Origin of the sequence: Nitrosomonas sp. H1_AOB3, assembly GCF_015709435.1 — a bacterium.
GTDB classification, from domain to species: domain Bacteria; phylum Pseudomonadota; class Gammaproteobacteria; order Burkholderiales; family Nitrosomonadaceae; genus Nitrosomonas; species Nitrosomonas europaea.
Map to the genome: position 1 here is coordinate 657,716 of NZ_CP054389.1, position 24,423 is coordinate 682,138.

At 52.3% G+C, this 24,423-nt stretch carries 26 protein-coding genes; 18 read left to right on the top strand and 8 right to left on the bottom strand.

Annotation, left to right across the window (positions count from 1 at the left end; all coding sequences use genetic code 11):
- The first annotated feature begins 19 nt into the window (after nt 1-19).
- On the top strand, nt 20-1,303 hold the full coding sequence (gene hemL / locus HRU73_RS03205) for a glutamate-1-semialdehyde 2,1-aminomutase (RefSeq protein WP_287399424.1): 1,284 nt from the start codon (nt 20-22) through the stop codon (nt 1,301-1,303).
- Between the two features lie 220 nt (nt 1,304-1,523).
- Nucleotides 1,524-2,225 (top strand): MlaA family lipoprotein, encoded by a 702-nt coding sequence (locus HRU73_RS03210; RefSeq protein WP_287399425.1) that lies wholly within the window; start codon nt 1,524-1,526, stop codon nt 2,223-2,225.
- 70 nt (nt 2,226-2,295) lie between these two features.
- On the opposite strand, the gene htpX is transcribed toward HRU73_RS03210, so the two are convergent.
- Entirely contained in the window at nt 2,296-3,174 is an 879-nt protein-coding gene (htpX, locus tag HRU73_RS03215) for a protease HtpX (RefSeq protein WP_041356766.1), read from the bottom strand.
- A 305-nt stretch (nt 3,175-3,479) separates the two neighbouring features.
- On the opposite strand from htpX, the gene HRU73_RS03220 reads away from it, so the two are divergent.
- The 3 genes from HRU73_RS03220 to HRU73_RS03230 all read left to right on the top strand — a co-directional run bounded on the left by HRU73_RS03220 (nt 3,480) and on the right by HRU73_RS03230 (nt 6,000).
- Nucleotides 3,480-4,634, top strand: coding sequence for an NAD(P)/FAD-dependent oxidoreductase (locus HRU73_RS03220; protein WP_287399426.1), 1,155 nt, complete (start codon nt 3,480-3,482; stop codon nt 4,632-4,634).
- A 113-nt stretch (nt 4,635-4,747) separates the two neighbouring features.
- Nucleotides 4,748-5,050, top strand: coding sequence for a YciI family protein (locus tag HRU73_RS03225; RefSeq protein ID WP_287399427.1), 303 nt, complete (start codon nt 4,748-4,750; stop codon nt 5,048-5,050).
- Nucleotides 5,051-5,205: 155 nt separating this feature from the next.
- On the top strand, nt 5,206-6,000 hold the full coding sequence (locus tag HRU73_RS03230; RefSeq protein WP_276679841.1) for a peptidyl-prolyl cis-trans isomerase: 795 nt from the start codon (nt 5,206-5,208) through the stop codon (nt 5,998-6,000).
- An 18-nt stretch (nt 6,001-6,018) separates the two neighbouring features.
- On the opposite strand, the gene alr is transcribed toward HRU73_RS03230, so the two are convergent.
- Together alr and HRU73_RS03240 are read right to left on the bottom strand one after the other, a co-directional pair.
- A complete protein-coding gene (alr, locus tag HRU73_RS03235; RefSeq protein WP_287399428.1) occupies nt 6,019-7,107 on the bottom strand; it encodes an alanine racemase in 1,089 nt (362 codons plus the stop codon).
- A 122-nt stretch (nt 7,108-7,229) separates the two neighbouring features.
- Complete coding sequence (locus HRU73_RS03240) at nt 7,230-8,618, bottom strand: M16 family metallopeptidase (protein ID WP_287399430.1); 1,389 nt, start codon at nt 8,616-8,618, stop codon at nt 7,230-7,232.
- A 66-nt stretch (nt 8,619-8,684) separates the two neighbouring features.
- Between HRU73_RS03240 and ftsY the strand changes: the two genes are divergently transcribed.
- From ftsY to ispD, 4 genes are read left to right on the top strand one after another with little or no spacing between them, the layout of a single operon-like run.
- Nucleotides 8,685-9,722, top strand: a complete 1,038-nt coding sequence (ftsY, locus tag HRU73_RS03245; RefSeq protein WP_287399431.1) for a signal recognition particle-docking protein FtsY — start codon at nt 8,685-8,687, stop codon at nt 9,720-9,722.
- Nucleotides 9,723-9,759: 37 nt separating this feature from the next.
- Nucleotides 9,760-10,413, top strand: a complete 654-nt coding sequence (gene ftsE / locus HRU73_RS03250; RefSeq protein WP_287399432.1) for a cell division ATP-binding protein FtsE — start codon at nt 9,760-9,762, stop codon at nt 10,411-10,413.
- Entirely contained in the window at nt 10,410-11,330 is a 921-nt protein-coding gene (gene ftsX / locus HRU73_RS03255) for a permease-like cell division protein FtsX (RefSeq protein WP_287399434.1), read from the top strand. The genes ftsE and ftsX overlap by 4 nt, the downstream gene beginning before the upstream one ends.
- Before the next feature lie 36 nt (nt 11,331-11,366).
- The gene (gene ispD / locus HRU73_RS03260; RefSeq protein ID WP_287399435.1) at nt 11,367-12,074 is read left to right on the top strand and encodes a 2-C-methyl-D-erythritol 4-phosphate cytidylyltransferase; all 708 of its coding nucleotides are present in this window, start codon (nt 11,367-11,369) and stop codon (nt 12,072-12,074) included.
- 540 nt (nt 12,075-12,614) lie between these two features.
- On the opposite strand, the gene HRU73_RS03265 is transcribed toward ispD, so the two are convergent.
- Nucleotides 12,615-13,439, bottom strand: coding sequence for a methane monooxygenase/ammonia monooxygenase subunit C (locus HRU73_RS03265; protein WP_281871803.1), 825 nt, complete (start codon nt 13,437-13,439; stop codon nt 12,615-12,617).
- Between the two features lie 531 nt (nt 13,440-13,970).
- Here HRU73_RS03265 and HRU73_RS03270 point away from each other — a divergent pair.
- The 4 genes from HRU73_RS03270 to HRU73_RS03285 all read left to right on the top strand — a co-directional run bounded on the left by HRU73_RS03270 (nt 13,971) and on the right by HRU73_RS03285 (nt 16,859).
- A complete protein-coding gene (locus HRU73_RS03270) occupies nt 13,971-14,315 on the top strand; it encodes a hypothetical protein (protein ID WP_287399437.1) in 345 nt (114 codons plus the stop codon).
- 84 nt (nt 14,316-14,399) lie between these two features.
- Entirely contained in the window at nt 14,400-14,690 is a 291-nt protein-coding gene (locus HRU73_RS03275; protein WP_281871811.1) for a PepSY domain-containing protein, read from the top strand.
- A 142-nt stretch (nt 14,691-14,832) separates the two neighbouring features.
- Entirely contained in the window at nt 14,833-15,522 is a 690-nt protein-coding gene (locus HRU73_RS03280; RefSeq protein WP_011111977.1) for a response regulator transcription factor, read from the top strand.
- Nucleotides 15,519-16,859: an ATP-binding protein gene (locus HRU73_RS03285; protein ID WP_287399438.1), complete on the top strand. Its 1,341-nt coding sequence runs from the start codon at nt 15,519-15,521 to the stop codon at nt 16,857-16,859. Before HRU73_RS03280 ends, HRU73_RS03285 begins: the two co-directional genes overlap by 4 nt.
- Nucleotides 16,860-16,977: 118 nt before the next feature.
- Here the strand turns inward: HRU73_RS03285 and HRU73_RS03290 are convergent, their stop codons facing one another.
- The 4 genes from HRU73_RS03290 to HRU73_RS03305 all read right to left on the bottom strand — a co-directional run bounded on the left by HRU73_RS03290 (nt 16,978) and on the right by HRU73_RS03305 (nt 21,596).
- The gene (locus HRU73_RS03290; RefSeq protein ID WP_011111975.1) at nt 16,978-17,220 is read right to left on the bottom strand and encodes a sulfurtransferase TusA family protein; all 243 of its coding nucleotides are present in this window, start codon (nt 17,218-17,220) and stop codon (nt 16,978-16,980) included.
- A gap of 85 nt (nt 17,221-17,305) precedes the next feature.
- Nucleotides 17,306-18,376, bottom strand: a complete 1,071-nt coding sequence (locus tag HRU73_RS03295) for a lipocalin-like domain-containing protein (protein WP_276679812.1) — start codon at nt 18,374-18,376, stop codon at nt 17,306-17,308.
- Nucleotides 18,376-20,925: an FtsX-like permease family protein gene (locus HRU73_RS03300; protein WP_287399439.1), complete on the bottom strand. Its 2,550-nt coding sequence runs from the start codon at nt 20,923-20,925 to the stop codon at nt 18,376-18,378. The genes HRU73_RS03295 and HRU73_RS03300 overlap by 1 nt, the downstream gene beginning before the upstream one ends.
- On the bottom strand, nt 20,922-21,596 hold the full coding sequence (locus HRU73_RS03305) for an ABC transporter ATP-binding protein (protein ID WP_276679816.1): 675 nt from the start codon (nt 21,594-21,596) through the stop codon (nt 20,922-20,924). The genes HRU73_RS03300 and HRU73_RS03305 overlap by 4 nt, the downstream gene beginning before the upstream one ends.
- Nucleotides 21,597-21,650: 54 nt before the next feature.
- On the opposite strand from HRU73_RS03305, the gene HRU73_RS03310 reads away from it, so the two are divergent.
- From HRU73_RS03310 to rimI, 5 genes are all read left to right on the top strand, one after another.
- A complete protein-coding gene (locus HRU73_RS03310) occupies nt 21,651-21,998 on the top strand; it encodes a DUF488 domain-containing protein (protein WP_287399441.1) in 348 nt (115 codons plus the stop codon).
- 191 nt (nt 21,999-22,189) lie between these two features.
- The gene (gene ispF / locus HRU73_RS03315; RefSeq protein WP_287399442.1) at nt 22,190-22,681 is read left to right on the top strand and encodes a 2-C-methyl-D-erythritol 2,4-cyclodiphosphate synthase; all 492 of its coding nucleotides are present in this window, start codon (nt 22,190-22,192) and stop codon (nt 22,679-22,681) included.
- A 5-nt stretch (nt 22,682-22,686) separates the two neighbouring features.
- Nucleotides 22,687-23,262, top strand: coding sequence for an RNA 2',3'-cyclic phosphodiesterase (gene thpR / locus HRU73_RS03320; RefSeq protein WP_287399443.1), 576 nt, complete (start codon nt 22,687-22,689; stop codon nt 23,260-23,262).
- On the top strand, nt 23,243-23,914 hold the full coding sequence (gene tsaB, locus HRU73_RS03325; protein WP_287399445.1) for a tRNA (adenosine(37)-N6)-threonylcarbamoyltransferase complex dimerization subunit type 1 TsaB: 672 nt from the start codon (nt 23,243-23,245) through the stop codon (nt 23,912-23,914). Before thpR ends, tsaB begins: the two co-directional genes overlap by 20 nt.
- 2 nt (nt 23,915-23,916) lie before the next feature.
- Nucleotides 23,917-24,390 (top strand): ribosomal protein S18-alanine N-acetyltransferase, encoded by a 474-nt coding sequence (gene rimI / locus HRU73_RS03330; protein ID WP_287399446.1) that lies wholly within the window; start codon nt 23,917-23,919, stop codon nt 24,388-24,390.
- Nucleotides 24,391-24,423: the final 33 nt, after the last annotated feature.

Here is a 24,423-nt window from a genome sequence, read left to right on the forward strand (position 1 = left end):
AATCTTTATAAACATTCCAATGACGATCACTAACCAGCAACTGTTCGAGCGCTCCAGACAATATATTCCGGGGGGGGTCAATTCACCTGTACGGGCTTTTAAATCCGTAGGAGGCACACCTGTTTTCTTCCAGCGTGGGCAGGGTGCCTATTTCTGGGATGTGGAAGGAAAATCCTATATCGATTATGTCGGATCATGGGGACCACTCATTCTTGGGCATGCACATCCGGATGTCGTCAGGGCAGTCCAGACTGCGGCAGGCCATGGCACCTCTTTTGGTGCGCCAACGGTTGCAGAACTGGAAATAGCCGAGTTACTGTGCCGTCTGCTGCCTTCTCTGGAGATGGTACGGCTGGTGAGTTCCGGTACCGAAGCGGGAATGAGTGCCATTCGGCTGGCACGTGGTTATACCGGCAGAAACCGGATCATCAAGTTTGAAGGCTGCTATCACGGACATGATGATGCGCTGCTGGTCAAAGCCGGTTCCGGCGCGCTGACTTTTGGTCATCCCAGTTCAGCAGGAGTTCCTGCCGAGACGGCAGGCCATACCCTAGTATTGAACTATAACGATGTGGCAGGGGTGGAAGAAACTTTCAGCAGAGTGGGTACTGAAATTGCAGCCGTGATTGTCGAACCGGTGGCTGGCAACATGAATCTGATCAAAGCGACTCCTCAGTTTCTGGAGACATTACGCACATTATGTACGAAACATGGCAGTCTGCTGATCCTGGATGAGGTGATGACCGGTTTTCGTGTGGGTTTGGAATGTGCGCAAGGGTTATATGGTATCAAACCGGATCTGACCATTCTAGGCAAGGTAATCGGGGGGGGATTACCCATGGCAGCCTTTGGTGGTCGGCGCGACGTGATGGAATGTCTTGCGCCGCTGGGGCCGGTGTATCAGGCAGGTACACTTTCCGGTAATCCAGTTGCCGTTGCTGCCGGATTGGAAACATTGCGCCAGATCCAGGTACCTGGCTTTTTCGACAAGTTGTCGACCATGACTCATAAGCTGACTGAAGGGTTGACTGCCGTTGCTGCAAAACATGGTGTGGTGTTCTGTGCACAGGCGATGGGTGGAATGTTCGGCCTTTATTTCAGAAAATCTCCACCGGAAAGTTTTGCTGAAGTAATGGAGAGCGATCGCGAGGCATTCAACCGCTTTTTTCATGCCATGCTGAAAGAGGGCGTATATTTTGCTCCTTCCGCATTCGAGGCAGGTTTCGTTTCTGCTGCGCACAGTGATGAAGAAATCGATAAAACATTGGCAGCGGCTGATCGGATATTTGGTCAGGGTATGTGAAAAACAGAGAAGCAATTCTGTAGAAATGAACGAAAGGTTCAATCCGTGCAGTTGATTGCCGTTTATATTTTGCCAGCTGGTTTACTGTGATTTTCTGACTGTAGCAATATGTCCAATTCATATAAAGAATAATTAACGGGTTATGTTTACTTGCTCTTCTTGTTTTCGGAAACTACTGATACTCCTGTCACTGGGTAGCGTACTGTCGGCTTGTGCCACTGTGGATAACCGGCATGATCCTTTGGAATCGATGAACCGCGCGGTGTTCTCGTTCAACGAGAAATTGGATGAAGTCGTACTGGAGCCTGTTGCCAGGGGATATCAGCAGTTCGTGCCATCGCCGGTCAGAATGGTCGTCGGCAATTTCTTTTCCAATCTCGATGATGTCGTTATCGCTGCCAATTCGTTGCTGCAATTGAAATTCATGGATGCAATGGCAAGTACGACACGTATCGTGATCAATACGACTTTTGGAATGTTGGGTGCCATCGATCTGGCCAGTGATATCAGTCAGGTGAGCGATATCGATATCAGTAAGCGTAATGAAGATTTCGGCCAGACATTAGGCTTCTACGGAATTGGCAGCGGCCCTTACATCGTATTGCCGATACTGGGGCCCAGCACGGTAAGGGATGCAATAGGGATTGGTGTGGACAGTACCATTTTTCACCCGGCGAGAGCCATTTACACCAGTTTCGATCTGCTGACCGTACGTTTGCCTGTTACGACTGTCGAATTTATCGATCGGCGTGAACAATTACTGGATCTGGACAAAACGCTGGAGGAAGCCTCTCTGGATAAATATGAGTTTGTCCGTGACGCCTACCTGCAAAGACGAGGGAGTCTGATAAAAAATAACGGTGCTGCTTCCGAGGAGGAGCCCGTGAATTTTGATGAAGAAGAGATAATAATCGACGATTGATTCGGTTAGGGCAGTTATTGACGGTATTTCTGCCGGGGCTGGGTAAATTACCAGCCCCGGTTTTGTTTCATCAGGCAGATTGCAGTGCCTGGATTCTCTCTTCCAGAGGCGGGTGCGACATGAACAGACGCCCGATCTGGCTTTTTTGTCCGGAGATGCCAAAAGCAGCAATCTTGTCTGGCAAATGAGAAGGTTCATACTCCTGCTGCAACCGCCGCAGCGCAGCAACCATCTTGTTCCTTCCGGAAATCTGCGCACTGCCGGCATCTGCGCGGAATTCACGCTGACGGCTGAACCACATCACGATAATCGTGGCAAGGATACCCAGCACCATTTGAGCGATCAGGCTGGTCACAAAATAAGCTGGCCCGTGCCCTTCTTCCGATTTGAAAACGGCGCGATCGACGATATGGCCGATGATCCGGGAGAGAAAAATCACGAAGGTATTCACGACCCCCTGGATCAATGCAAGCGTTACCATGTCACCATTGGCAACATGGCTGACTTCGTGAGCCAGCACGGCCTCAGCCTCGTCCCGGTTCATTTTTTGCAACAATCCCGTACTGACTGCCACCAGCGCATTGTTCCGGTTCATTCCGGTAGCAAATGCGTTGATATCGGGTGAATCGTAGATCGCTACTTCGGGCATGCCTATTCCTGCCGCTTTTGCCTGACGACGTACCGTTTCCACCAGCCAGCCCTCGGTTGAGTTGGAAGGCACATCAATGACCATGGCGCCGGTCATGTGTTTTGCACTCCACTTGGACATGGCAAGAGAAATGAGCGAGCCGCCAAATCCCAGTACGGCCGAGAAAACCAGCAGCGCATTAAAATTTAATTCACTGCCTTCGGCATCCAGTATGCGGTCAACGCCAAGCAGACGCAGGGTGATGCTCAGCATTAACAGTATGGCCAGGTTCGTTACTATAAAAAGAAAAATCCGTTTCATCATCCTCTTCCTTCAAGTTGATTGGTACGCCTATCTGACTTTGAGAGTAATAAAAAATAATCGTTCAAGCCAAGCGCCTATATGGTGACATATTTCACAATATCAAGGGATGTGTGATTTCACGTAACTCCCCCTGGTATGTCACTGGAATCCTCTTTGCTTGAGGTACAATAAAAACCTGGAAAATACGCTGGTTGCTGTACAAAATCTGAAATTACAGGCAGAGATGTACAAAAAATTACCGGCTTCACCATTTAAGAAAAAGGGAGAAGTAAATTGACTGGAGTCAGATGGGGTGTATCAAGATGAATCAGCCGTCTGTGGTAGTGGTGGGAAGCGGATTGGCTGGTTATACGGTGGTACGTGAATTGCGGAAACTGGATACCGCGGTACCGATTACTCTCCTGTCTGCCGATCACGGCAGTTTTTATTCAAAACCGATGTTATCCAATGCATTGGCAACGGGTAAAACGCCTGATTCGATTTTGAGTGCCGGTACCATGCAAATGTCCGGGCAACTGGATATTACGGTGCGGCCTTATACCAGTGTCAACGCTATCGATGTTGCTGCAGGCAGTGTTTCTTTCGAAGAAGGCGGACAACTGACTTACGATCGACTCGTTCTGGCGCTGGGAGCTGACCCGATTCGCCTGCCGATACCGGGAGAAGGTGTGGATGAAATATTATCCGTCAATAATCTGGATGATTACCGCAAATTTCGTGAAGCCCTGGAAAGTAAGCGCCATATCGCCATATTGGGTGCCGGACTGATAGGTTGCGAGTTTGCCAATGATCTTGCAGCAAAAGGTTATCAGGTAAGTGTATTCGACCTGAGCCCACAACCGTTAGGGCGATTGCTTCCTCCCGAGGCTGGCAGGTTCTTTCGCGATAAACTGACTGCAGCAGGGGTCAATTTTTTACTCGGTACAACGGTCGAAAGAGTCAGTAAGGAAAACGGGTGCTATCAGTTGTTCTACGAGGGTGGCAAAGTCGTTCAGGCAGACATGATCCTGTCCGCTGTGGGTCTGAGACCACGTACCCGCCTGGCTGCGGTTGCTGGAATTCAGGTGAATCGCGGCATTGCCGTGAATCGTTATTTGCAGACCAGTATTCAGAATATTTATGCTTTGGGAGATTGTGCAGAAGTGGAAGGAAAGGTTTTACCTTTCATTTTGCCGATTGCGCATGCGGGCAGGGCTCTGGCGGCGACGATTGCTGGCAATCCAACGCTGCTGCACTACCCGGCGATGCCGGTAATGGTCAAGACGCCTGCATGTCCGACCGTCGTCTCACCTCCTGACCCTGCTGTACAAGGTGAATGGGAAGTCGTAGCGATCGAGAATGGCATGAAAGCGCTTTATCACGATGAAGCCGGTAATCTGCACGGCTTTGCCTTGCTCGGGACAGCAACGGTTGAGCGTAATACACTGGCTTCCCGTTTGCCGCCTGTATTGGCATGAACAATGGTTGCTTACGGTAAACCCGGTTTTACCTTTTCTGGAGAAATGAAATCGAGCTTAGATGATTTTTCCGGAAATCGCAGAAAATTCATATGGATTGAGAGAAAACAGACATGCTTTATTTGATATATGGTGAGGATGTTCCCGATAGCTTGGCACAGCGGGCTGCCAGCCGCCCTGCACATCTGGCCAGAATCCGTGAATTACAGGAGCAGGGAAGGCTGTTACTGGCTGGCCCATGTCCGGCGATAGATAGCATTGACCCGGGGCCGGCCGGGTTTACCGGAAGTCTGATAGTGGCTGAGTTTGCATCACTGGATGCTGCCCTGGAATGGGCAGACGCAGACCCGTATCTGCTGTCTGGCGTGTATGAAAAAGTAACCGTCAAGCCATTCAGGAAGGTTCTGCCTGAATAGACAGGCGGCAGTGACAGGGATTACGGATACATCCTTCAGGAAGTTTGTGAAAAATTTATCTGTTTCTGAAAAGGATTCATCTGTATTTTGTTAAGATGTATGCTTCTCAGATAAAATTTGTCAACCACTTAATACTATTCAATAAAGGAAATTTTATGCGCTTATCCAAGTTTCTCTGTGTGCCACTGACTGTTCTGGGGCTGGTCTGTGTTGCTCCTCTGAATGCCCAGAGCGGGGGGACAGTTGCCAAGGTCAACGGCGTAGCGATTCCGCAATCACGTCTCGACCTGGTAGTCAAGGCCGCAACAGCGCAGGGCCAGCCCGATTCGGCTGAAGTAAGGAACGCATTACGTGAGAATCTCATCACGGAAGAGATACTGGCGCAGGAAGCAATCAAGAAAGGGCTTGACCGTAGCCCGGAGGTGGTAACACAGATCGATCTCGCGCGCCAGGGCATACTGATCAGAGCATATCAGGCTGATTTCATGCGGAACAATCCGGTCAGCGACAGCGAATTGCGCAAGGAGTATGAATCAGTAAAAGCACAGATGGGCGACAAGGAATACAAAGCACGTCATATTCTTGTGGAAACCGAGCAGGAAGCCAAGGATCTGGTTGCGGCTCTCAAAAAAGGCAGTGCGTTCGATAAACTGGCGGGCGAACGTTCCATTGACACTGGCAGCAAGAGTAATGGTGGCGAACTGGGCTGGAGTTCAGCGGCTGTGTACGTCAAACCATTTGCTGATGCGCTGACCAGACTGAAAAAAGGCGAAACCACCAGTCAACCGGTACAGAGCCCTTTTGGCTGGCACGTCATTCGTCTGGATGATGTCCGGACCGCTGTTCCGCCTTCCTTCGAGGAAGTAAAACAAAATATGCAGCAGCGGGTATTGCAGCGCAAGTTTGCAGCGGTGGTCGAATCACTGCGTAAAAACGCCAAAGTTGAATAATCAGAATTCAATCAGTAGTCAGGGGATAGAGCTCACGGTTTGCACTCTCGGAGAAAGTGCAGCCAGGAGCTCGTAACTGATAGTTTGTGCTGATCTGGCAACTTCTTCTACCGGTAACCCTTCACCCCAAAGGGTTACCAGGCTCCCTGCACCAGCTTCATTGATCCCGCTTAGATCAACAGTCAACATATCCATTGAAACACGTCCGATCAAGCGTGTGCGTCGGCCGTTGACCAGTACCGGAGTTCCGGTAGGAGCATGGCGCGGGTACCCGTCCGCGTAACCTGCTGCAACGACTCCGACACGCATCGGCTGATCGGCAACGAACTGTCCTCCATATCCCAGTCGATCCGAAAAATCAAGATGCTGTACAGCGATGATCCGGCTGGTCAGAGTCATGACTGGTTGTAATCCGAGTTCGATACCTGTTTTGTCCGGTAAAGGGGAGGCGCCATAGAGTATTATGCCGGGACGTACCCAGTCTGCATGTGTTCCGGGATAACGCAGGATTGCAGCAGAATTGGCCAATGTTCGGGGTATACAGCCTTCCCGTTTTTCCTCGAGTCGTGCAAAATTGCCCAGTTGCTGATCAACATGATCTGCTTCCAGTAAATCATCGGCGCAGGCAAAATGTGTCATCAGCGTGATACTGATATCTGTATGCCATTGTCTGAGCCTGTTCAAGACAGAATTTCCTTCTTCAGGCCTGAAACCAAGACGGTTCATCCCGGTATTGATTTTGAGGAAGATATCCGGTTTTCCTGTTTTTTTATGGGCCAGCAGCATCGATAGCTGTTCATGACAGTGAATTACCGTGCTCAGCCTGTAGTGATTGATCGCTTCAATTTCCTCTATCGAAAAGAAACCTTCCAGGAGCAGAATGGGCTGGCTGAATCCGGCTTCTCTCAACTGAATCGCCGCTTCCAGTTCAAGCACCGCAAATCCGTCGACAGCATCAAGTGCCCGGGCGACACGAAGTAAACCGTGACCATAGGCATCAGCCTTGACGATGGCCATGATACGAGCCTGGTGAACGTGTCTGCGAACGACGGCGAGGTTGTGCCGTAAAGCAGCACAATTTATGAAGGCGCGGATCGGCCGGGACATTTATAGGGGATCAACCGAGCTGAAAAAGAGTCAGCAGCTCGCGGCTGGGATGGCCACGAAGCAAACAATAAATAACTGGCGTCACGATCAATTTTCAGATCGTCTCCAGGAAACAAACCGAGTCAATGTTTCAGCTCGATGTTACTGTTCCGGGGGTGTGCGGTTTCTGGTAGAGGTTGCGGATCCAGCACGGCAATCGTCAGTGAATCATCGATCAGATATTTCTCGGCCACTTTCCTGATCTGTTCTGCGGTAATCGCCTGCAACCCCTCCAGAATGATATCTGCGTCACGGTGGGACAGCCCGACGCTTTCCAGTCTGCCAATCTGCATTGCCTGAGCAAATGTGGAATCGAGCTGATAAATATGGTTTGCCACTACCTGTGCCTTGACACGCGCAAGCTCTTCCTGTGTGACTCCGGACTGGATGATTTTGCCGATTTCAGTACGGATCGACTGCTCCAGATCATCCACCGTCTTGTCCTCGCTGGGCGCTCCATCGATGAAAAAAGTACCCGGGCCGCGTTCAATGGCATTATAGCTGGCGTCGGCCGAGATCGCGACACGTGTTTCGCGTACCAGCGTTTTGTTGAGTCTTGCAGAAGCATTGCCATCCAGCACCTCTGCCAGAATGGTCAGTGCATAGGGCTCCCATTCATTTTTCGGATCTTTCAGAACGGGGACTTTGTATCCCATGATCAGATAGGGAAGTTGTGCAGAGGCTTTCACCACCAGGCGCTTGATTCCTGTTTGAGGTGGTTCGATTTGCGGCTTGCGTTCAGACAGAGCAGAGACCCTGGCGGCACTGAATCTTCCGTAATATTTCTTTGCCAGTACGAACACATTTTCCGGATCAACGTCACCCACCACCACCAGCACCGCATTATTGGGAGCATACCAGCGCTGGTACCAGTCCCTGGCGTCATTTACCTGCATATTCTCCAGATCGTTCATCCAGCCGATGACCGGACGCCGGTAAGGGTGTGTCTGAAAAGCCGTTGCCATCATCTTTTCATACAATAGTGAATGTGCCTGGTCATCGGTACGCAATCTTCTTTCTTCCATGACAACTTGTATTTCCTTGGCGAATGCTTCCTCCGTCAATTGCAAGTTGTGCATGCGATCGGATTCGAGCTCCATCGCCATCGGTAAGTGGCGCTGGTGCAGCTGCTGATAATAAGCAGTGTAGTCACGGCTGGTGAATGCATTCTCCTTGCCACCGATGGCAGCAATCCTTCTGGAAAATTCACCGGCGGGCACACTGTCCGTTCCCTTGAACATCATATGTTCCAGCGCGTGTGCAACACCGGTTGTGCCATTGACTTCGTCCATACTGCCGGCTTTATACCAGACCTGTTGAATAACGACGGGGGAACGGTGATCTTCTTTGACGACCAGTTTGAGACCGTTGTCGAGCAGATATTCATGTGAATTGGCTGTAGCCGGCAGCGGCCATGCCAATGTAATGCAAAGTAAAGTGGCGAAGTAGCTGAAATGGAAACTGATTTTCATGTCGTACTGGAAATTGAACAGACTTGGGTCGGGTGACCGGCACCACCCCGGTAACCGGTTGATGGTATGATATTTACCTTCCTGAAACAGAAACAGCCTACCAGAATGTTTAGTATTTTTAAATCCAAAAAGAATCCTGATGAAAAAAATCCGGCTCAGGTTGAAACCGGGCCGGTCAGTTTTACCGATAAGATCAGGCAAGGGCTGACACGTACACGACAGCAGCTTGGAAAGCAGTTATCCGGATTGTTCGGTGGCAGGAAAATCGATGAGGATTTGTACGAAGAGCTCGAAACTGCTTTATTGACGGCAGATACCGGAATCGAGGCGACAAACCGGTTGCTGGAGTCATTGCGCACTCGTGTCAGGCGTGATGCACTGGATGATTCGGAACAACTCAAAACAGTCTTGCAGGATGTGCTGACCGAACTGCTGCAGCCGCTGGAACGGCCACTGGTCACAACCGGGCATACACCTTTCGTGATCATGATCGCGGGTGTGAATGGTGTTGGTAAAACTACGACCATCGGCAAGCTGGCCCATTATTTCCAGTCACAGGGACACTCCGTATTGCTGGCGGCGGGCGACACTTTTCGCGCAGCAGCACAGGAACAGCTCAAGGTATGGGGTGAACGTAACCAGATCACGGTCATTTCACAGGAAAGTGACCCGGGTAAAAAAAGTGATCCGGCAGCCGTGATTTTCGATGCAATCAATGCTGCCATTGCCAGAAAAATCGATATCGTCCTGGCTGATACCGCCGGTCGCCTGACGACCCAGCTTCATCTGATGGAAGAAATCAGGAAAATCAAGCGAGTCATCGCTAAAGCTATCCCGGATGCGCCACACGAGGTATTACTGGTGTTGGATGCAAATACTGGTCAGAACGCCGTCAGCCAGTTAAAGGCTTTCAATGATGCGCTGGGCGTTACCGGGCTGGTCATGACCAAACTGGATGGAACTGCCAGGGGCGGAGTGATTGCTGCCATCGCTGCACAATTTACCGATACACCACCAGCACTGCGCTTCATCGGGGTGGGGGAGGGGCTGGATGATTTAAGGCCCTTCAATGCCCGTGAATTTGCTGAAGCACTGTTCGACTGACGTCTTTTGCCTTGTTTGAGTGTCCGGTATGGTGGCAATGATCAGCTTCAACGATGTCAGTAAGTGTTATCCGGGAGGATTTGAGGCGCTCAAAGGCATTACCCTGTCGATCGATCAGGGAGAGCTGATTTTGTTTTCCGGACATTCCGGTGCCGGTAAGAGCACATTGCTGAAGTTGATTGCAGTCATAGAACGCCCGACTTCCGGAAGTATCGTCGTCGGACAGCAGAATATCAGTATGCTCAGGCGCAGTGCCATTCCTTACTTACGCCGGAATATCGGAATGATTTTTCAGGAACAGAAAATTCTGTACGATCGCAACGTTTTTGCCAACGTCATGCTGCCGCTGCAGGTGACTGGCTTCGATACCAGAACCAGTGCATCACGAGTGCGTGCCGCGCTGGATAAAGTCGGTCTGTTGCATAAGGAAAAGGCAGATCCGATTACCTTGTCAGGTGGTGAAAAACAGCGGTTGTGTATTGCCCGTGCAGTTGTCCATCGTCCATCTCTCCTGATCGCCGATGAACCTACCGCCAATCTCGATAGCAATTATGCACGGGACATCATGGCGGTATTCGAGTCATTCAACCAGGTGGGTGTCACCGTTCTCATTTCGACACACGACAGAATGCTGCTTGATTCGACCCGGCATCGTATCATCGAATTGAAACAGGGAAAGCTGGTCGCATGAGCAACTGGTTATCCCAACATGGCTATGCGCTGATACGTGCACTCAGGCAGCTTGCCGGAACGCCGATGACCAGCTTGCTGAGCATCATCGTTTTCAGCATCGTCCTGAGTCTGCCGGCCGGTATCTTCATCCTGCTGGAAAATTTGCGCGCACTATCCGGGCACGCAACGGATTCGCAGCAGATGACCCTCATCCTGGATACTGCGGCGGGTTCGGCTGATGTAGAACTGATCAATACCCGACTGGAGAAAATAGCTGCAATCGAGGGGTTTCAGTTCATTTCCCGGGAAGTCGCCCTGCAGGAATTGCAACAAGAAAGCGGGATGGCTGAGGTAATGCGTAATCTCGAACAGAATCCGCTGCCGGATGCATTCGTGATCAACCTTGGCAGCCTGTCCGCCGGTGAAATTGAAAAAATGCAGGCCATGATGCAAGCCTGGCCCAAGATCGCTCATGTACTGGTGGATACCGACTGGGCCAGAAAGCTGGATGCCATGCTCGATGTTGGCAGGCTGGTCGTCATCATGCTGACATCAGTATTTGGCACGACACTCGTCATCGTCATGTTCAACACCATCCGCTTGCAGATACTGACGCGGCGCGATGAAATCGAGCTGTCCAAGCTGATTGGTGCTACGGATAGTTATATCCGCCGTCCATTTCTTTATTTTGGCGCGATACAGGGGCTGGCAGGTGCTGCGCTGGCCTGGCTGCTGCTTTATTTTACAATCATCAAATTGAATGAGACTTTGTCTGAACTGGCCCGGTTATATGCCACCACGTTCACACTCGATCCTCTTTCCTGGCAGGACAGCCTGATTCTGATCTTATTCTCCGGCACATTGGGGTGGATTGGGGCGCGCTGGTCAGTCGCCCGGCATTTTGCACAAATCGACCACGAAAGTGCCATTTCCTGATGGTTATGGATTCATATCTGCTCACAGGGTGGTTGCATGGCTGAATTCATAGCACTGATCCCGGCTGCCGGTTCCGGCTCGCGTATGGGAGAAGATATTCCCAAGCAGTACCGGCCACTGGCCAGTAAACCGATGATTTATCATGCGTTGCGCACCTTGTGTAGCGCAGAGCGTATTGGCATGGTCTGTGTTGTACTGGCACCTGACGATACAGAATGGGCACGGCATGACTGGAGTGAATTTGCCGGCAAGATCCGGGTGTTTGGCTGCGGCGGGGCAACCCGTGCCGAAAGCGTCACCAACGGGCTGAAAGCATTGCGTGCTGAGAATCATGTACAGGATCAGGATTGGATACTGGTACACGATGCAGCTCGTCCAGGGTTGAGCCGGGCGCTGGTTGAACGATTGCTCGATCAGCTTGCGCAGGATGAAATCGGTGGCCTGCTGGCAGTGCCGCTGGCAGATACATTAAAGCGTGCAGATGATACTGGCCGGGTGATGTGCACTGAGCCGAGAGAACGTCTGTGGCAGGCACAAACACCACAGATGTTTCGTACGAAGTTATTACTTGAAGCACTGGAAAAAGCCCCGGCAGGGATTACCGATGATGCCAGTGCCGTGGAAGCGCTGGGATTCTCTCCCAAACTGGTAACGGGCGATGCTTATAACTTCAAAGTGACGTATCCGCAGGATTTGAAACTGGCTGAACTGATCCTGCAAGAGCGTACCGCAACGCAGAACTGATCTCATAAGGGAACCTCTGAAAAACGTCAGCGAGGCAGTCAGTTCAAGGCAGAAATCGGCGAAAAAGCGGAGTTCATACATAATAAATGAGCATTTTGATGCCGACTTTTAACGCAGAAATGGCAACGCAGGTAGTTTTTCAGAGGTTCCTAAGCAGAACATTTGTAGTGCAACCGTCTGCTGTTCGTTGATTTTGCTGAGCTACTGTGATTCATTGGATTAGACAAAAAGCAAGCTAAACAACTCTGAAATTTCCCGTAGCCAGTCCCATACCAGGGTATCCTGACGCTGCTTAAATGGTGTGCTAGTGATGGTGACTGCGAACAGCAGTTGAGTTGCTCCACGCTGTTCGCAGCCTGCTTCGCAGAAAATTCTGATTACCTGGCCAATACCGTACGGTATCGATATCTGTCATTTCCGGATCCTGACAACCTGAATCGGAAAACACAATAACAGTATCAGGTTTCGATAATCAGGGAGGGATGGTATTCAGACTGTTCCAACCCCCTGAATTTACCAGAGGGTTGGAAATATGCCCGGTTACGGAGTTGTTACGACATCGTCCAGAATGGCTCTGTCCTGCTTGTTCCATTCCACGTCAACCAGATTGGAATAACGTGTTATGAGCTGTATGGCAAGACCACCCTGGAACAGGGCAGCCCAGGCCAGGATAACGAAGCCCCAGTGCAGTGGCGCGCTGAAGAGTTCTTCCATGAACCAGAAGGCATGCCCCCACTCGTTCAGACCAACGTTGGGCAGACTCATCAGCGGGCCGGCCACTACCATAATCAGCGGGAACGACCACCCCTTGTTATACAGCGGTAACCGGGTTTTGGCGTAAATGATCATCGCTATACCCATGATGATGTATACCGGGAATGAGCCATAGAACAGAGGAATATGGCTGGGTGTAAAACTGGTATCCCGGATAATCACCTGGTGCCATGAGGCGTCTTGCTCGGTAAAGAAGCTTGATCCCCAGTAAACGGCAAATATATAGACTCCAAGCCACATCATGAAATAAAAATACCGCTTTATTTCCTGTTTGGGAGTCAGGCTGGCAAGCTGTTCTGCCGTATTCCGGGTTTTCAACAGCCATCCCCAGATGGAGAATGCTGCCAAGGCGATAACGACCATCTGAACACGCCACAGACCCATCCAGATCCGGTCAAAATCCGGCTCCATCGAATCCATGCCATGGGAATAGGCAAACGTACGCTGATACCATACCCAGAATACCGCTATGCCCAGAATGGGCAGCAGGCCGTATTTGTAGTACTTGGCGTCAAACCATTCTGATTTGTCGTAAGCCGGTTTATCAGCGACTTGCTGTGCAGTCTTATCCTTCAATATGCTTGTAGCCATAAATAACGCTCCTTCTTGCAGCAATCGGAATTTCCGGAGAAATTCCTGAATTAGAAAAAAGTAAGTTACCAGTCGGGCTTCAAAGTGAAATCCGATTTAGGACAATTCCGGGTTGCTGAGAAAATTGCGGTTAATCGAATCAGTCTCATGCAACTGCCGGATTCAGACGCTTTCATGGCGGATATCTCCTCTGTTTGGATGAATAAAAAACCTGTTTTTTTACAGGCACTTATCTGAGTCCTTAAATCCGATAAAGTTCAATGTCGAAGTGGATGGCCTATCCCAAGTCAATTACACTGAAAAGCAAGGGCGTATTCCTGGCTCAGAACTGCTTCTGTAGTAGTGTCGGTACGTACTGGCAAAAGTGTGTAACAAAATAATGGGTCATCGCTTCCACAGCAAAGGTATTGCGATCATGAAATCCGGCCGGCTGTATCAGGTTTTCCTCATTCAGTTTTCGTTCAGACAGAGTGGCGTAAATTGACGCCATCAGGAATGGGCCTGATGAGCACAACACCGAGGAGAAATGACATGACCACTCAAACAAGAACAAGAAATTTGACCGGCCTGATATTAACCGGCTTATTAACAGCCAGCCTCACCATGTCCTCTATAGCGCATGCAGACAGAGGTCATCGCCATCATCGTCACCATGATCATCACCGCCACCATCACCATGATCGTCATGACCACCAGCGTCATTCCGGCGGGCATGTGCATATCTACAACCAGGCACCTGCCTATTACCGGCAGAACTACCCGCAGCCGCAGCAGTACGGCTACTATCCTCCGGTCCCAGCCCCGGTGTACGTCGTTCCCCCGCAAATGATGATGGGGATCAATACCGGAAGGGTGGATTTTATGTTACGGTTCTGATGTCACAAGCGGGTATGGGGATGAACCGGAAATTCATCCCTTTCCCGCTTGATTTCAATTTTCAGTGTGTAAGGATGTGGTGTGATGAGCAGATGGCAGCAAGCTTTACTGATTATGTCGATCATGGTTGCTGCGATGCCGGACACTTTAGCCCGCCGGCATGATGCGGCCAGTGGACATGACAGAGCAGGCAAGCCGGCTGGTGGTATTTCGGAACAGCGTGCGATCGCAATCGCGCAACAGCATTTCTCGGGGCGCGTACTGGCAATCAGTCAGACCGATCGCGTCTACCGCATCAAGATTCTCAGTGATCAAGGTACCGTCCACACGATTCTGATCGACGCACTGAATGGTGCCGTCGTATCAGCCCGTTGATCTCAAAAATAAATTTCATGATTCAATCCGGTACGTTTACGTAATAAATGAGTATTCTGAGCCGACTTTTAACGCAGAAATGGCAATGCAGATAGTTTTGCAGAGGTTCCTCAGTCATTACCGTATGCTGCAGGAAAGTTAAATGCGCATCCTGGTCATCGAAGATGAATTTCGTCTGCAAAATCAGATCCGCCGGCAGTTGGAGGCAGCGGGTTATATGGTCGATACCAGCAGCAGTGGCGATGAAGGGTTGTTTCTCGCCACGGAATACCGGCCCGATGCTGCCATCATCGATATTGGCCTGCCCGGTAAATCCGGCCTGGAAATCATCAAGGCGCTGCGGGAACGCGGCAGCCTGCTGCCCATCCTGATTCTGACTGCGCGCAGCAGCTGGCAGGACAAGGTGCAGGGACTGGAAATGGGCGCGGATGATTACCTGACCAAGCCGTTTCAGATGGAAGAGCTGCAAGCCAGAGTCAGGGCATTATTGCGCCGTGCTGTCGGCATACCGCAAACCTTGCTGAAGTGTGGTCCCATCGCGGTGGATGTCACAGCACAATCGGTCAGTGTCGATGGTGCGAACATCGAACTGACATCGTTTGAATATCGCCTGCTGGAAGAACTGGTGTGCCACCGTGGCGAGATACTTTCCAAGGAATCACTCGCTGATGCCTTGTATCCGCACAATGAAGATCGTGACAGCAACGTGCTCGAAGTCATGATCGGCAGGTTGCGGCGCAAACTCGACCCGGAGGGTACATTGAAGCCGATCGAAACCATGCGCGGGCGCGGCTATCGTTTTACGCTGGAATGTAACAGCAAATCGCCATGATGTCGCTCAACAAGCGCGTCTTGCTCAGTGCCGCTCTGGTATTACTGGTTTTCATCGCCGGAATTACCCTGACATTGGATCGTGCCTTCTATGACAGTGCGCGTATCGGTGTGAAGGATCGGCTGTTTGCAAGGCTGCTGATGCTGCTGGGTGATACCGAAGTGGATGAATCCGGTGAACTGGAAATTCCCACCAACCTGCTGGATGCAGAATTCGGTCATGTCAACTCGGATATCTATGCTTTCGTGACCGGCCCTGCCAATACCATCGTCTGGCGCTCCACTTCGTCGCTGAATAAACCGATTCCCGGTATCACGCTGCTGGAAAAGGGTAAACAGGAATTCGAGCAAATCACGCTCGATGAAGAGCCCTACTTCATCTACCGCTACAGCGTTGCCTGGGAAACATCATCCGGCAACTATCCACTGATTTTCAACGTGATGACCGATACCGCGCTGCTGGAAGCGCAGATCGAACGTTATCGCGAAGATTTGTGGGGCTGGCTGGGTCTGATGGCCGTTTTCCTGCTGGCTACGCAAATGCTGGTATTGCGCTGGGGGTTGCTGCCATTACGCACGGTTTCAACGGAGCTTGCCGCGATCGAATCCGGCCGGCAGGAAAGTCTGAAAGACCGCTATCCCAAAGAGCTCAAGCTGCTGACCGACAGTATCAATTCCCTGATTACCCACGAACATAAACAGCAGAAACGCTATCGTAACGGTCTGGCTGATCTGGCGCACAGCCTGAAAACGCCGCTTGCCGTATTGCAGGGCGCGATTCATGGCGGAAACGACGAAGCTGTCCGGCTCAAAACGATTCAAGAGCAGATCGACCGTATGGATAACACCATCCAGTATCAATTGCGCCGTGCTGCAACTGCCGGCAGTTCACCGGGTATGAGGTTGATCCCGTTACGTTCGATGGCGGACAGGATCATCAATACCATCACCAGAGTCTACCGTGACAAACGGCCGCATATTACGGTGAAGATCGATGACAGTATGAATTTGCGCATCGATGAAGGTGATTTGATGGAGCTGCTTGGCAACCTGATCGACAATGCATTCAAATGGTGTCACCACAGCATTCATTTATCTGCCGATTATCAGGAGGATCAAGTGGTGATTCAAGTCAGGGACGATGGCCCAGGTATTTCGCCCCACGAAATCGCCCGCATCCTGGAACGTGGTGTACGGGCCGATCAATCCATCCCTGGCCACGGTATCGGTCTGGCCATCGTACGTGACATCATGCAGGTCTATGGAGGTGAGCTGTTGATCAGCAACAATCCTGACGGTGGTCTGAGTGTGACTTTGCGCTTTGAGAAAAGCAAATGATGTTGGGGGTAAGATTACTATGATAGTGGAGCGCCATGAAACAAGGAAAAATTCTGCTGGTTTGTTGTCATGATGAAGGTAAAAATGGCTGCTTTACCACCTTCAGTATTTCCGGAATTTACCTTTTCTTCAGATAAAACAGGAATTCACCGGTAGTTTCGGATGAGGACAGCAGTTCATGTCCGGTCTGGTCGGCGAATACCTGAAAATCGATCACTGCACCCGGGTCGGTTGCCATGATTTTGAGCACCTGTCCCCGTGTCATTTCAGACAGGGATTTTTTCGTTCGCAGGATGGGCAGTGGACAAATAAGCCCGCGCACATCCAGTTCCCTGTCAAAAAATTCATTATTCGGATTCATACTGTTATTACCTCGAATTACCTGATCAGCAAATGGGTGGATTCTATCTGTTTGTAATATCTGCTGACAGTCTGTCAAATCAGTTTCACATCGATAACGGACGTACGTAGCCGGTTAGTTCCATATAGCCACGCCCGGCTGGTTGGCCATCGCGTGTGAATGTTACTGCACCTTCCCAGTAAACTGCTCCGGCAGAGGCACGTGAATCCAGTTCCTGATCGTCCATCAGAGGTGTAATCTGCCACTCGGTTTCGCCTGTCAGGACGCGGGTGGCAACCGGATATACAGCCTGCGTGCGGGCAGAGCGCCAGGTGCGGATCGGGTGAAAACTGACCTGATCAGGTGTAAACAGCCGGGTATGGCCGGAAGCGTCGCGCAATGCGGCATACGCCCAGATTTTGCTGTCGTCTTTTCCGCGTATCTGAAATGCCATCAACGCTGAGCCATCATCGAGGTTTGCACTGATCCAGTCCCAGCCCGCAGCATTCGGGTCGAGATACTCGCTTGACCATTCACGATCGAGCCAGGCTGTCCCGGTTACAGGTATATCCTCTCCCTGGCGATTAATTATGCCACTTACCTGTAAATGCGGCTCGCTGTAGTAGTAGCTGGCTTGCGGCGCTCCCGGGCCTTTACGTGAAAACCCATTCTCGCCCTGCAGCATCAGCGGTTGTGAAGGTGTCAGGATGAACGCCAGGGTGAAATCTTCTGCCTCGATACGGGTACGGTAGCGGCCATCGGTTTCACGTACAAAAATCCAGTCATCCAGTTTGACATCCGTATTACCGGTGCGGGCATACGCCAGATCGAATCCTGCGCGAGCGATTTTCTGGTCATGTTGCAATTTGCCGATTGCCGGGTCAGACAGCGCTACATGCGCGATGATCAGTTGATCGGGAGCGAAATGGCTGGGGTTATCCCTGTCGATTTCAGTCGCTGTACGAAAAAATGTGATCTGGAAACCGAGCGGTTTTCCTGCCGGGGTTTCCAGCCAGCCGGTCACGTACCACCATTCGATCCTGAAATCATTGTGAGCACCGAAATCCTGCGGGAATTCGAGTGCTTTGCCGGGAACGACCGGCGCCAGCACCGGCGGAGCGGAAAACAGCATATTCTGGACGGCAAGCCAGCCCAACAGTATCCATAAGTAACGCATTACCAGTCCTCCCTGACAGCGCGGATGACATTACCGGAAGCTGCGTGCCGGCTGGCAGCAAATGCCGTCAGTGCAGCAGCACCCAGTACTGCCAGCGCCATCAGCAGCAGCCATGTCCAGGGCATGTGCAGCTGCATGGTCCAGTGAAAAGATTGCGGGTTGACGACAAAAATCAGAATCAGGCTGATACCTGTTCCTGCCAGGAATCCGGCAGTAATGCCGAATCCGGCCAGCAATCCGCCTTCCAGCGTCAGCATATGATGGATTTGCCGTCTGCTGAGGCCGATATGGCGCAACATGCCGAATTCCCTGATCCGGGTCAGCGTTTGTGCGGAAAAGCTGGCGGCCACGCCCATCAATCCGACGCCAATCGCAACCAGTTCCAGCAGGTAGGTGATGACGAAGCTGCGGTCGAATTGCTTCAGGGCAACTGCCCGGACCCGGCCGGTTTCCATGATTTCCAGCGTATCGCCAAACGGCAGTGCCTGCAGTGCGGATATTACCGTATCAATTGCAGCCCCCTCTTTTACCCATAGCGCTGCATCACTGGCATGGTCGTCGCCAGTCAGTCTGCGGTAATCGGACAATTGCATCTGGATTGCACCGAATATGCGGCCGTAATCACGCCAGATTCCAGCGACAATAAATGTTTGTTCCGGATCAGCAAAGGGGAGTGTGACCCGTTTACCGGTTTTGAAACCATACAGATCGACCATGGCTTCCGATACCCAGATCGGTATCGCATCAGGTGGAATATCGCCGGGCGGCAGTCTATCTTCCGTCAAAGGCAACGTCAGCCCGGGGTCATTCCGGTCGATCGGGCGCGCCAGCAGGGTGATGTTCGGTCTGGCAGGGTCGAAGGTGAGCGGGATCGAGCGGATGAAGTCGATGCGTTCGATTCCTGGCTGGCTGGCAATGATCTGCTGCTCATCCGGTATGAATCCGCGCATATCCTGATGAATGGTGGGGTGCAGGTAGAGATCGGCCGGCAGCACTCGTGCAAGCCAGTCATCCACCGATATACGGAAACTGGCCACCATGATCGCCATGGCGACCATCAGGCTGAAACTGACCAGTACACCGCCCAGCGCAATGGCTGCCAGACCGGAGGCATTTGAAAGCCGGGTGATGGCCAGCGTGTACAAAACACTTGATCTGTTTGGATTGAGTGCGCGTGACAGCGTGGAAAAAAACAGTTCGCACAGGTACGGCAGCGCAGCCATGCTGCCGATCAGCAACAGGACGATGGCGAGATAACCGAACACGGGCAGATCATCGACCGGCGGCAAGCCGGCAAAGATGACACCTGTCAGCAGACAGGCAGCCGCCAGCCGGGGAGCGCGCAGTGCCGCCAGCACGGTGTATTCACTGCCGGATTTGAGCGCGGGTGCCGGATGGGCGTGGGCAGCTTCCCATGCAGGTAGCAGGCTGCCTGACAGGGTGACACCCGTGCCCAGCAGAAAATAAAACAGTGCTGCCATAGGATCGGGATGCAGCCGGGGTTCCAGCCCCGGGAAAAAGCCGGCCCCTAGATCTGCACCAAAGAAATACAGCGCCGTGGCGGCCAGCAGATACCCCAGCGCCAGTCCCAGTAACGATCCCAGTACACCCAGCATCCCGTTTTCGAGCAGAAGCTGGCGCAGTATCTGCTGGCGGGTCATGCCCAGAACACGTAACAGGGCAAGCTGTGATCGTCGTCGGATAGTGGACAGAACCTGGCTGGAAAAAATCAGAAACGCGCCGGTAAACAGTGCCACCAGTGCCAGAATGTTCAGATTGACGCGATAGGCGCGGGACATGTTGTGTGCGCGCTCATCGTCATCCTCGCTCTCCGTCAGCAGGTAGGATGTGCCCAGCTCTTTGCCCAGCGTTGCGCGGAAAGCGTTGCGATCGACACCCTGTCGCAGCTTCAGCTCGATGCGGGAGAGTTGCCCGAGCTGATCGAAATGCCACTGTGCCGCGCCGATATCCATGACGGCAATGCGCTGGCCGGCGTGTGCTCGCGTCAGTCCACCGGCCACCCGCAACGTGATGCGTTTGGCGCCTGCACTGACTTCGATCGAATCTCCCTGTTTGACTGACAACCATTCCATTGCGGCAGGGGACAGAAAAACGGCATCGCTGGCCAGTATGTCCATTTGTCTATCCTCTGCGGGAACGCCTAGCAGATCAGGTGTGACGGCGATTGCGCGAAAAACATCCAGACCCAGTATCTTGAAAACAGGGTTATGCATGCTTTTTGCTTTGGCGGGCACGCCTGCGGTGATTTCCAGTACCGGGCTGGCCTGTGCCACGCCTTCATGTTGCATGAGAGTCGGGTAGAGGGATTCATCGAACGTGGATTGCACTGCACGTACTGTCAGATCGGATGTACCGGAGAGGCTGCGGGTGGCTGCAGAAAATTCACTGACCGCTGCGGTATTGATCAGATGAATGGTAAATCCCAATGCTACCCCGAGCATGATGGCCAGAACAGCCACAACAGACTGCAAGCGGTGCGAGCGCCATTCACCCAGTAACAGCCAGCGAGTGAGCGATACTGGATTCATGTCTGATTTTCCGATTGTGCGGGTGTGAGACCGTGTTTGCTCAGCACCAGAATTTTATCGGCTGTCTCGGCGGCCAGGCGCGAGTGCGTGACGATAATCGCGGAAGCCTGATTGGCTTTGATTTCGGTACGGATCAGTTGCAGTACCTCACGGGCGGTATCCTGATCGAGATTGCCGGTAGGTTCATCAGCCAGAATCAGACGAGGGCGGTGTACCAGCGCACGGGCAATGGCTACCCGCTGCAGTTCTCCTCCGGACAGCTGATGGGGAAAATCCTGTTCCCTTCCCTGTAAACCCACTGCCGTCAGCATGACGGGTGCACGATCGAGGGGCAGACGATTGAGCAACAGCGGCAGCGAGACATTTTGCAGCAGTGTCAGGTGCGGCAGGATATGAAATGCCTGAAAGATGAATCCCAAGTGCCTGCGTCGCAGGTTCGTTGCTGCTTCGTCTTCCACCGGCAGGATTTTGCCGTCAATTCTGATCTCGCCGCTGTCGGGGCTGTCCAGTCCGGCGATCAGGTTCAGCAGGGTCGATTTGCCTACTCCGGAATCTCCCATGATTGCGACATATTCCCCGGCTGCAAAGCTGTACGACAAACCGGACAGCACCTGCCGGCTCGAATAGGTTTTGCTGACATTGCTCAATTCCAGAACGGGTGTAAGGCTCATACCGGGTATTGTATAGTTGATGACATGATCAGAGCATACGAGGTTTTTACCGATATGGACATCCAAATCAAAAGAGCTTACGAACCGGCCGATCCCGCAGATGGCTGCCGTATCCTGGTGGATCGGCTCTGGCCGCGCGGACTGACCAAACAGCAGGTGGCATGTGATCTGTGGCTGAAAGAGGTTGCTCCCACTGCTGATTTGCGTAAGTGGTTTAATCATGACCATGCAAAGTGGGCAGAATTCCAGCGTCGCTATCGTGACGAGCTGTCAGCCAATCCTGCTATGAAAGAGTTGCTGGACAGAGCTGCCAAAGGACGGTTGACACTGCTTTACGGTGCACGTGATGCCGAATGCAACCAGGCCGTGGTGTTACGGGATTATCTGCTGGAACGAAACTGACAAGGATATGCATTTTTTACAGAGAGGCTGGTGGCTGGCCGGCATCAGTTGCGGATTTTCGCAGTCGGACCGGTCGTGCGATAATCGCGTGTTTCGTCCATATGCAGGAGAGCGGGTCGGCAGCATCAGGTAATTTCTGCTGTTTACCCCAGGCCCGGGCAACCTGCCAGTTTCAGAATCATTCAATTACTATGAAAAAAATCAGAATCGGACAAGGGTTTGATATTCATGCGCTGGTGGTTGGGCGTGATCTCATCATCGGGGGAGTGACCATTCCGTATGAGAAAGGGCTGCTTGGTCATTCGGATGCGGATGTGCTGCTGCATGCTTTGTGTGATGCACTGCTGGGTGCAGCTGCCCTGGGAGATATCGGCCGGCATTTCTCCGATACCGATGCGCGCTATCAGGGGATCGACAGCCGCAAACTGGTGCGTGAAGTTCACCGGTTGTTGACTGAAGCAGGCTATCGTGTGGTGAATATCGATGCAACCATCATTGCCCAGGCACCCAAAATGGCACCCCATATTCCAGGGATGGTTACGAACATTGCGCAGGATCTCGCTCTTCCGGCAGGAGACATCAATATCAAAGCGAAAACCGCAGAGAAGCTGGGGGTTGTCGGGCGTGGCGAAGGGATCGTGGCGGAAGTGGTCTGCCTGATCGCGGATGGAGATGAGGTGTAACCATCATGTCCAGTGTGGCTCCCTCCGTCAGACTGTTTTTCGCGTTGTGGCCGCAGGAGGCGGTGCGTAAACAACTGGCCCGGCTGGCCAGAAGGATTGCAGATCAGTGTGCTGGCCGGTGTGTGCGGCCGGAGAACCTGCATCTGACACTGGCATTCATTGGTGAAGTGGATAGCAGCGTGGTCCCGATATTGCGCCAGGCAGGCTCAGCCATCCACCGTACATCGTTCGATCTGTTATTGGATAAACTGCACTGTTGGGGAAAAGGCAGCATCATCGCTGCTGGAGTTTCACAGCCTTGCGGCGAACTGACAGTACTGGTACAGGATTTGCGCAATCAGCTTTCTGCTGCTGGCGTTCGCTATGACACAGTGAAATTCGTACCGCATGTCACGCTGGTGCGAAATGCCAAACGGGAACCCGAGCAGAAACATTTTCCGGAAACGATTCCGCCCGTCGCCTGGGCGGCAGATCGATGGTCACTGGTGCAATCCCGGCCAGCTCCATACGGATCGGCCTATCAATCGCTTGCGGATTGGGCGCTCGCATCACAGGATTTTGATGAACATCATCGCGCTTGATACTTCGACCGAGTACTGTTCCCTGGCTTTATGGCTGAACGGCAACCTCGTCAGCAGGGAAGTGCTGGCTGGCCAGCGCCATTCCGAGCTGTTGTTGCCGATGCTGCAAACCCTGCTGACTGAAGCCGGCATCGCTCTGAATCAGATCGATGGCATCGCTTTTGGAGCGGGTCCGGGTTCCTTTACCGGGTTGCGAATTGCCTGTGGTATTACCCAGGGGCTGGCGTTTGCCCAGGATATACCGGTGATCGGGATCAGCACGCTGGAAGCGCTGGCGCAGCAGGTCGATGCCCCGCGGGTACTGGCTGCACTGGATGCGCGCATGGGAGAACTGTACTTTGCAGCGTATGAAAAAACGGCAACCGGCTGGTTGTGTGTGCATGAGCCGCTGCTATGCCGGCCGGAAACAGTTCCGGAAGTATCCGGGGACGGGTGGACAGGGTGCGGCAGTGGTTTCGATCTGTATCAGCCAGTCTTATCGGAAAAGTACAGCAGTAACCTGCAGCGGATCGTTCCAGGCTGCTATCCGCGCGCACGTGAAATGGCAGAGATGTCGGCAATAAAGTTCGCCAGCGGTGAGGGCAGGGTGGCGGAAGAAGCACTCCCGGTGTACATCCGCAACAAGGTGGCACTTAAGGAAAGTGAACGATAACGATGGCAACGACCGGAACATCTTTCTTTCAGGCCGAAATTCGTGAAATGCATCCGGACGATCTGGAACAGGTCATCCGCATCGAGCATGAGATTTTTCTTTTTCCATGGTCGATCGTCAATTTCAGTGATTCGATCAAGGCGGGTTACCACTGTCGCGTGCTGGTACAGCCGAACAGAGATCTGGTGATGGGCTACGGCATCCTGATGACCGGGCCGGGCGAAGCCCATGTGCTGACACTTGGTGTCGGGGCAGCCTGGCAGAGCCAGGGGCTGGGCGGGAAGATGCTGCGCCATTTGACCGAGCTTTCCAGAAAGCATCAGGCGGAATTTGTCCTGTTGGACGTGCGTGAATCGAATACCGGTGCGATAAATTTATACCAGAGGCTTGGATTCCAGCAGATTGCTATACGCAAGGGCTACTACCCGGCGATGTGCGGACGTGAGGATGCACTGGTCATGAAGCTGGAGTTATGAAACCGAAGCTCCAACTACCCAGGTTTCCTGTTT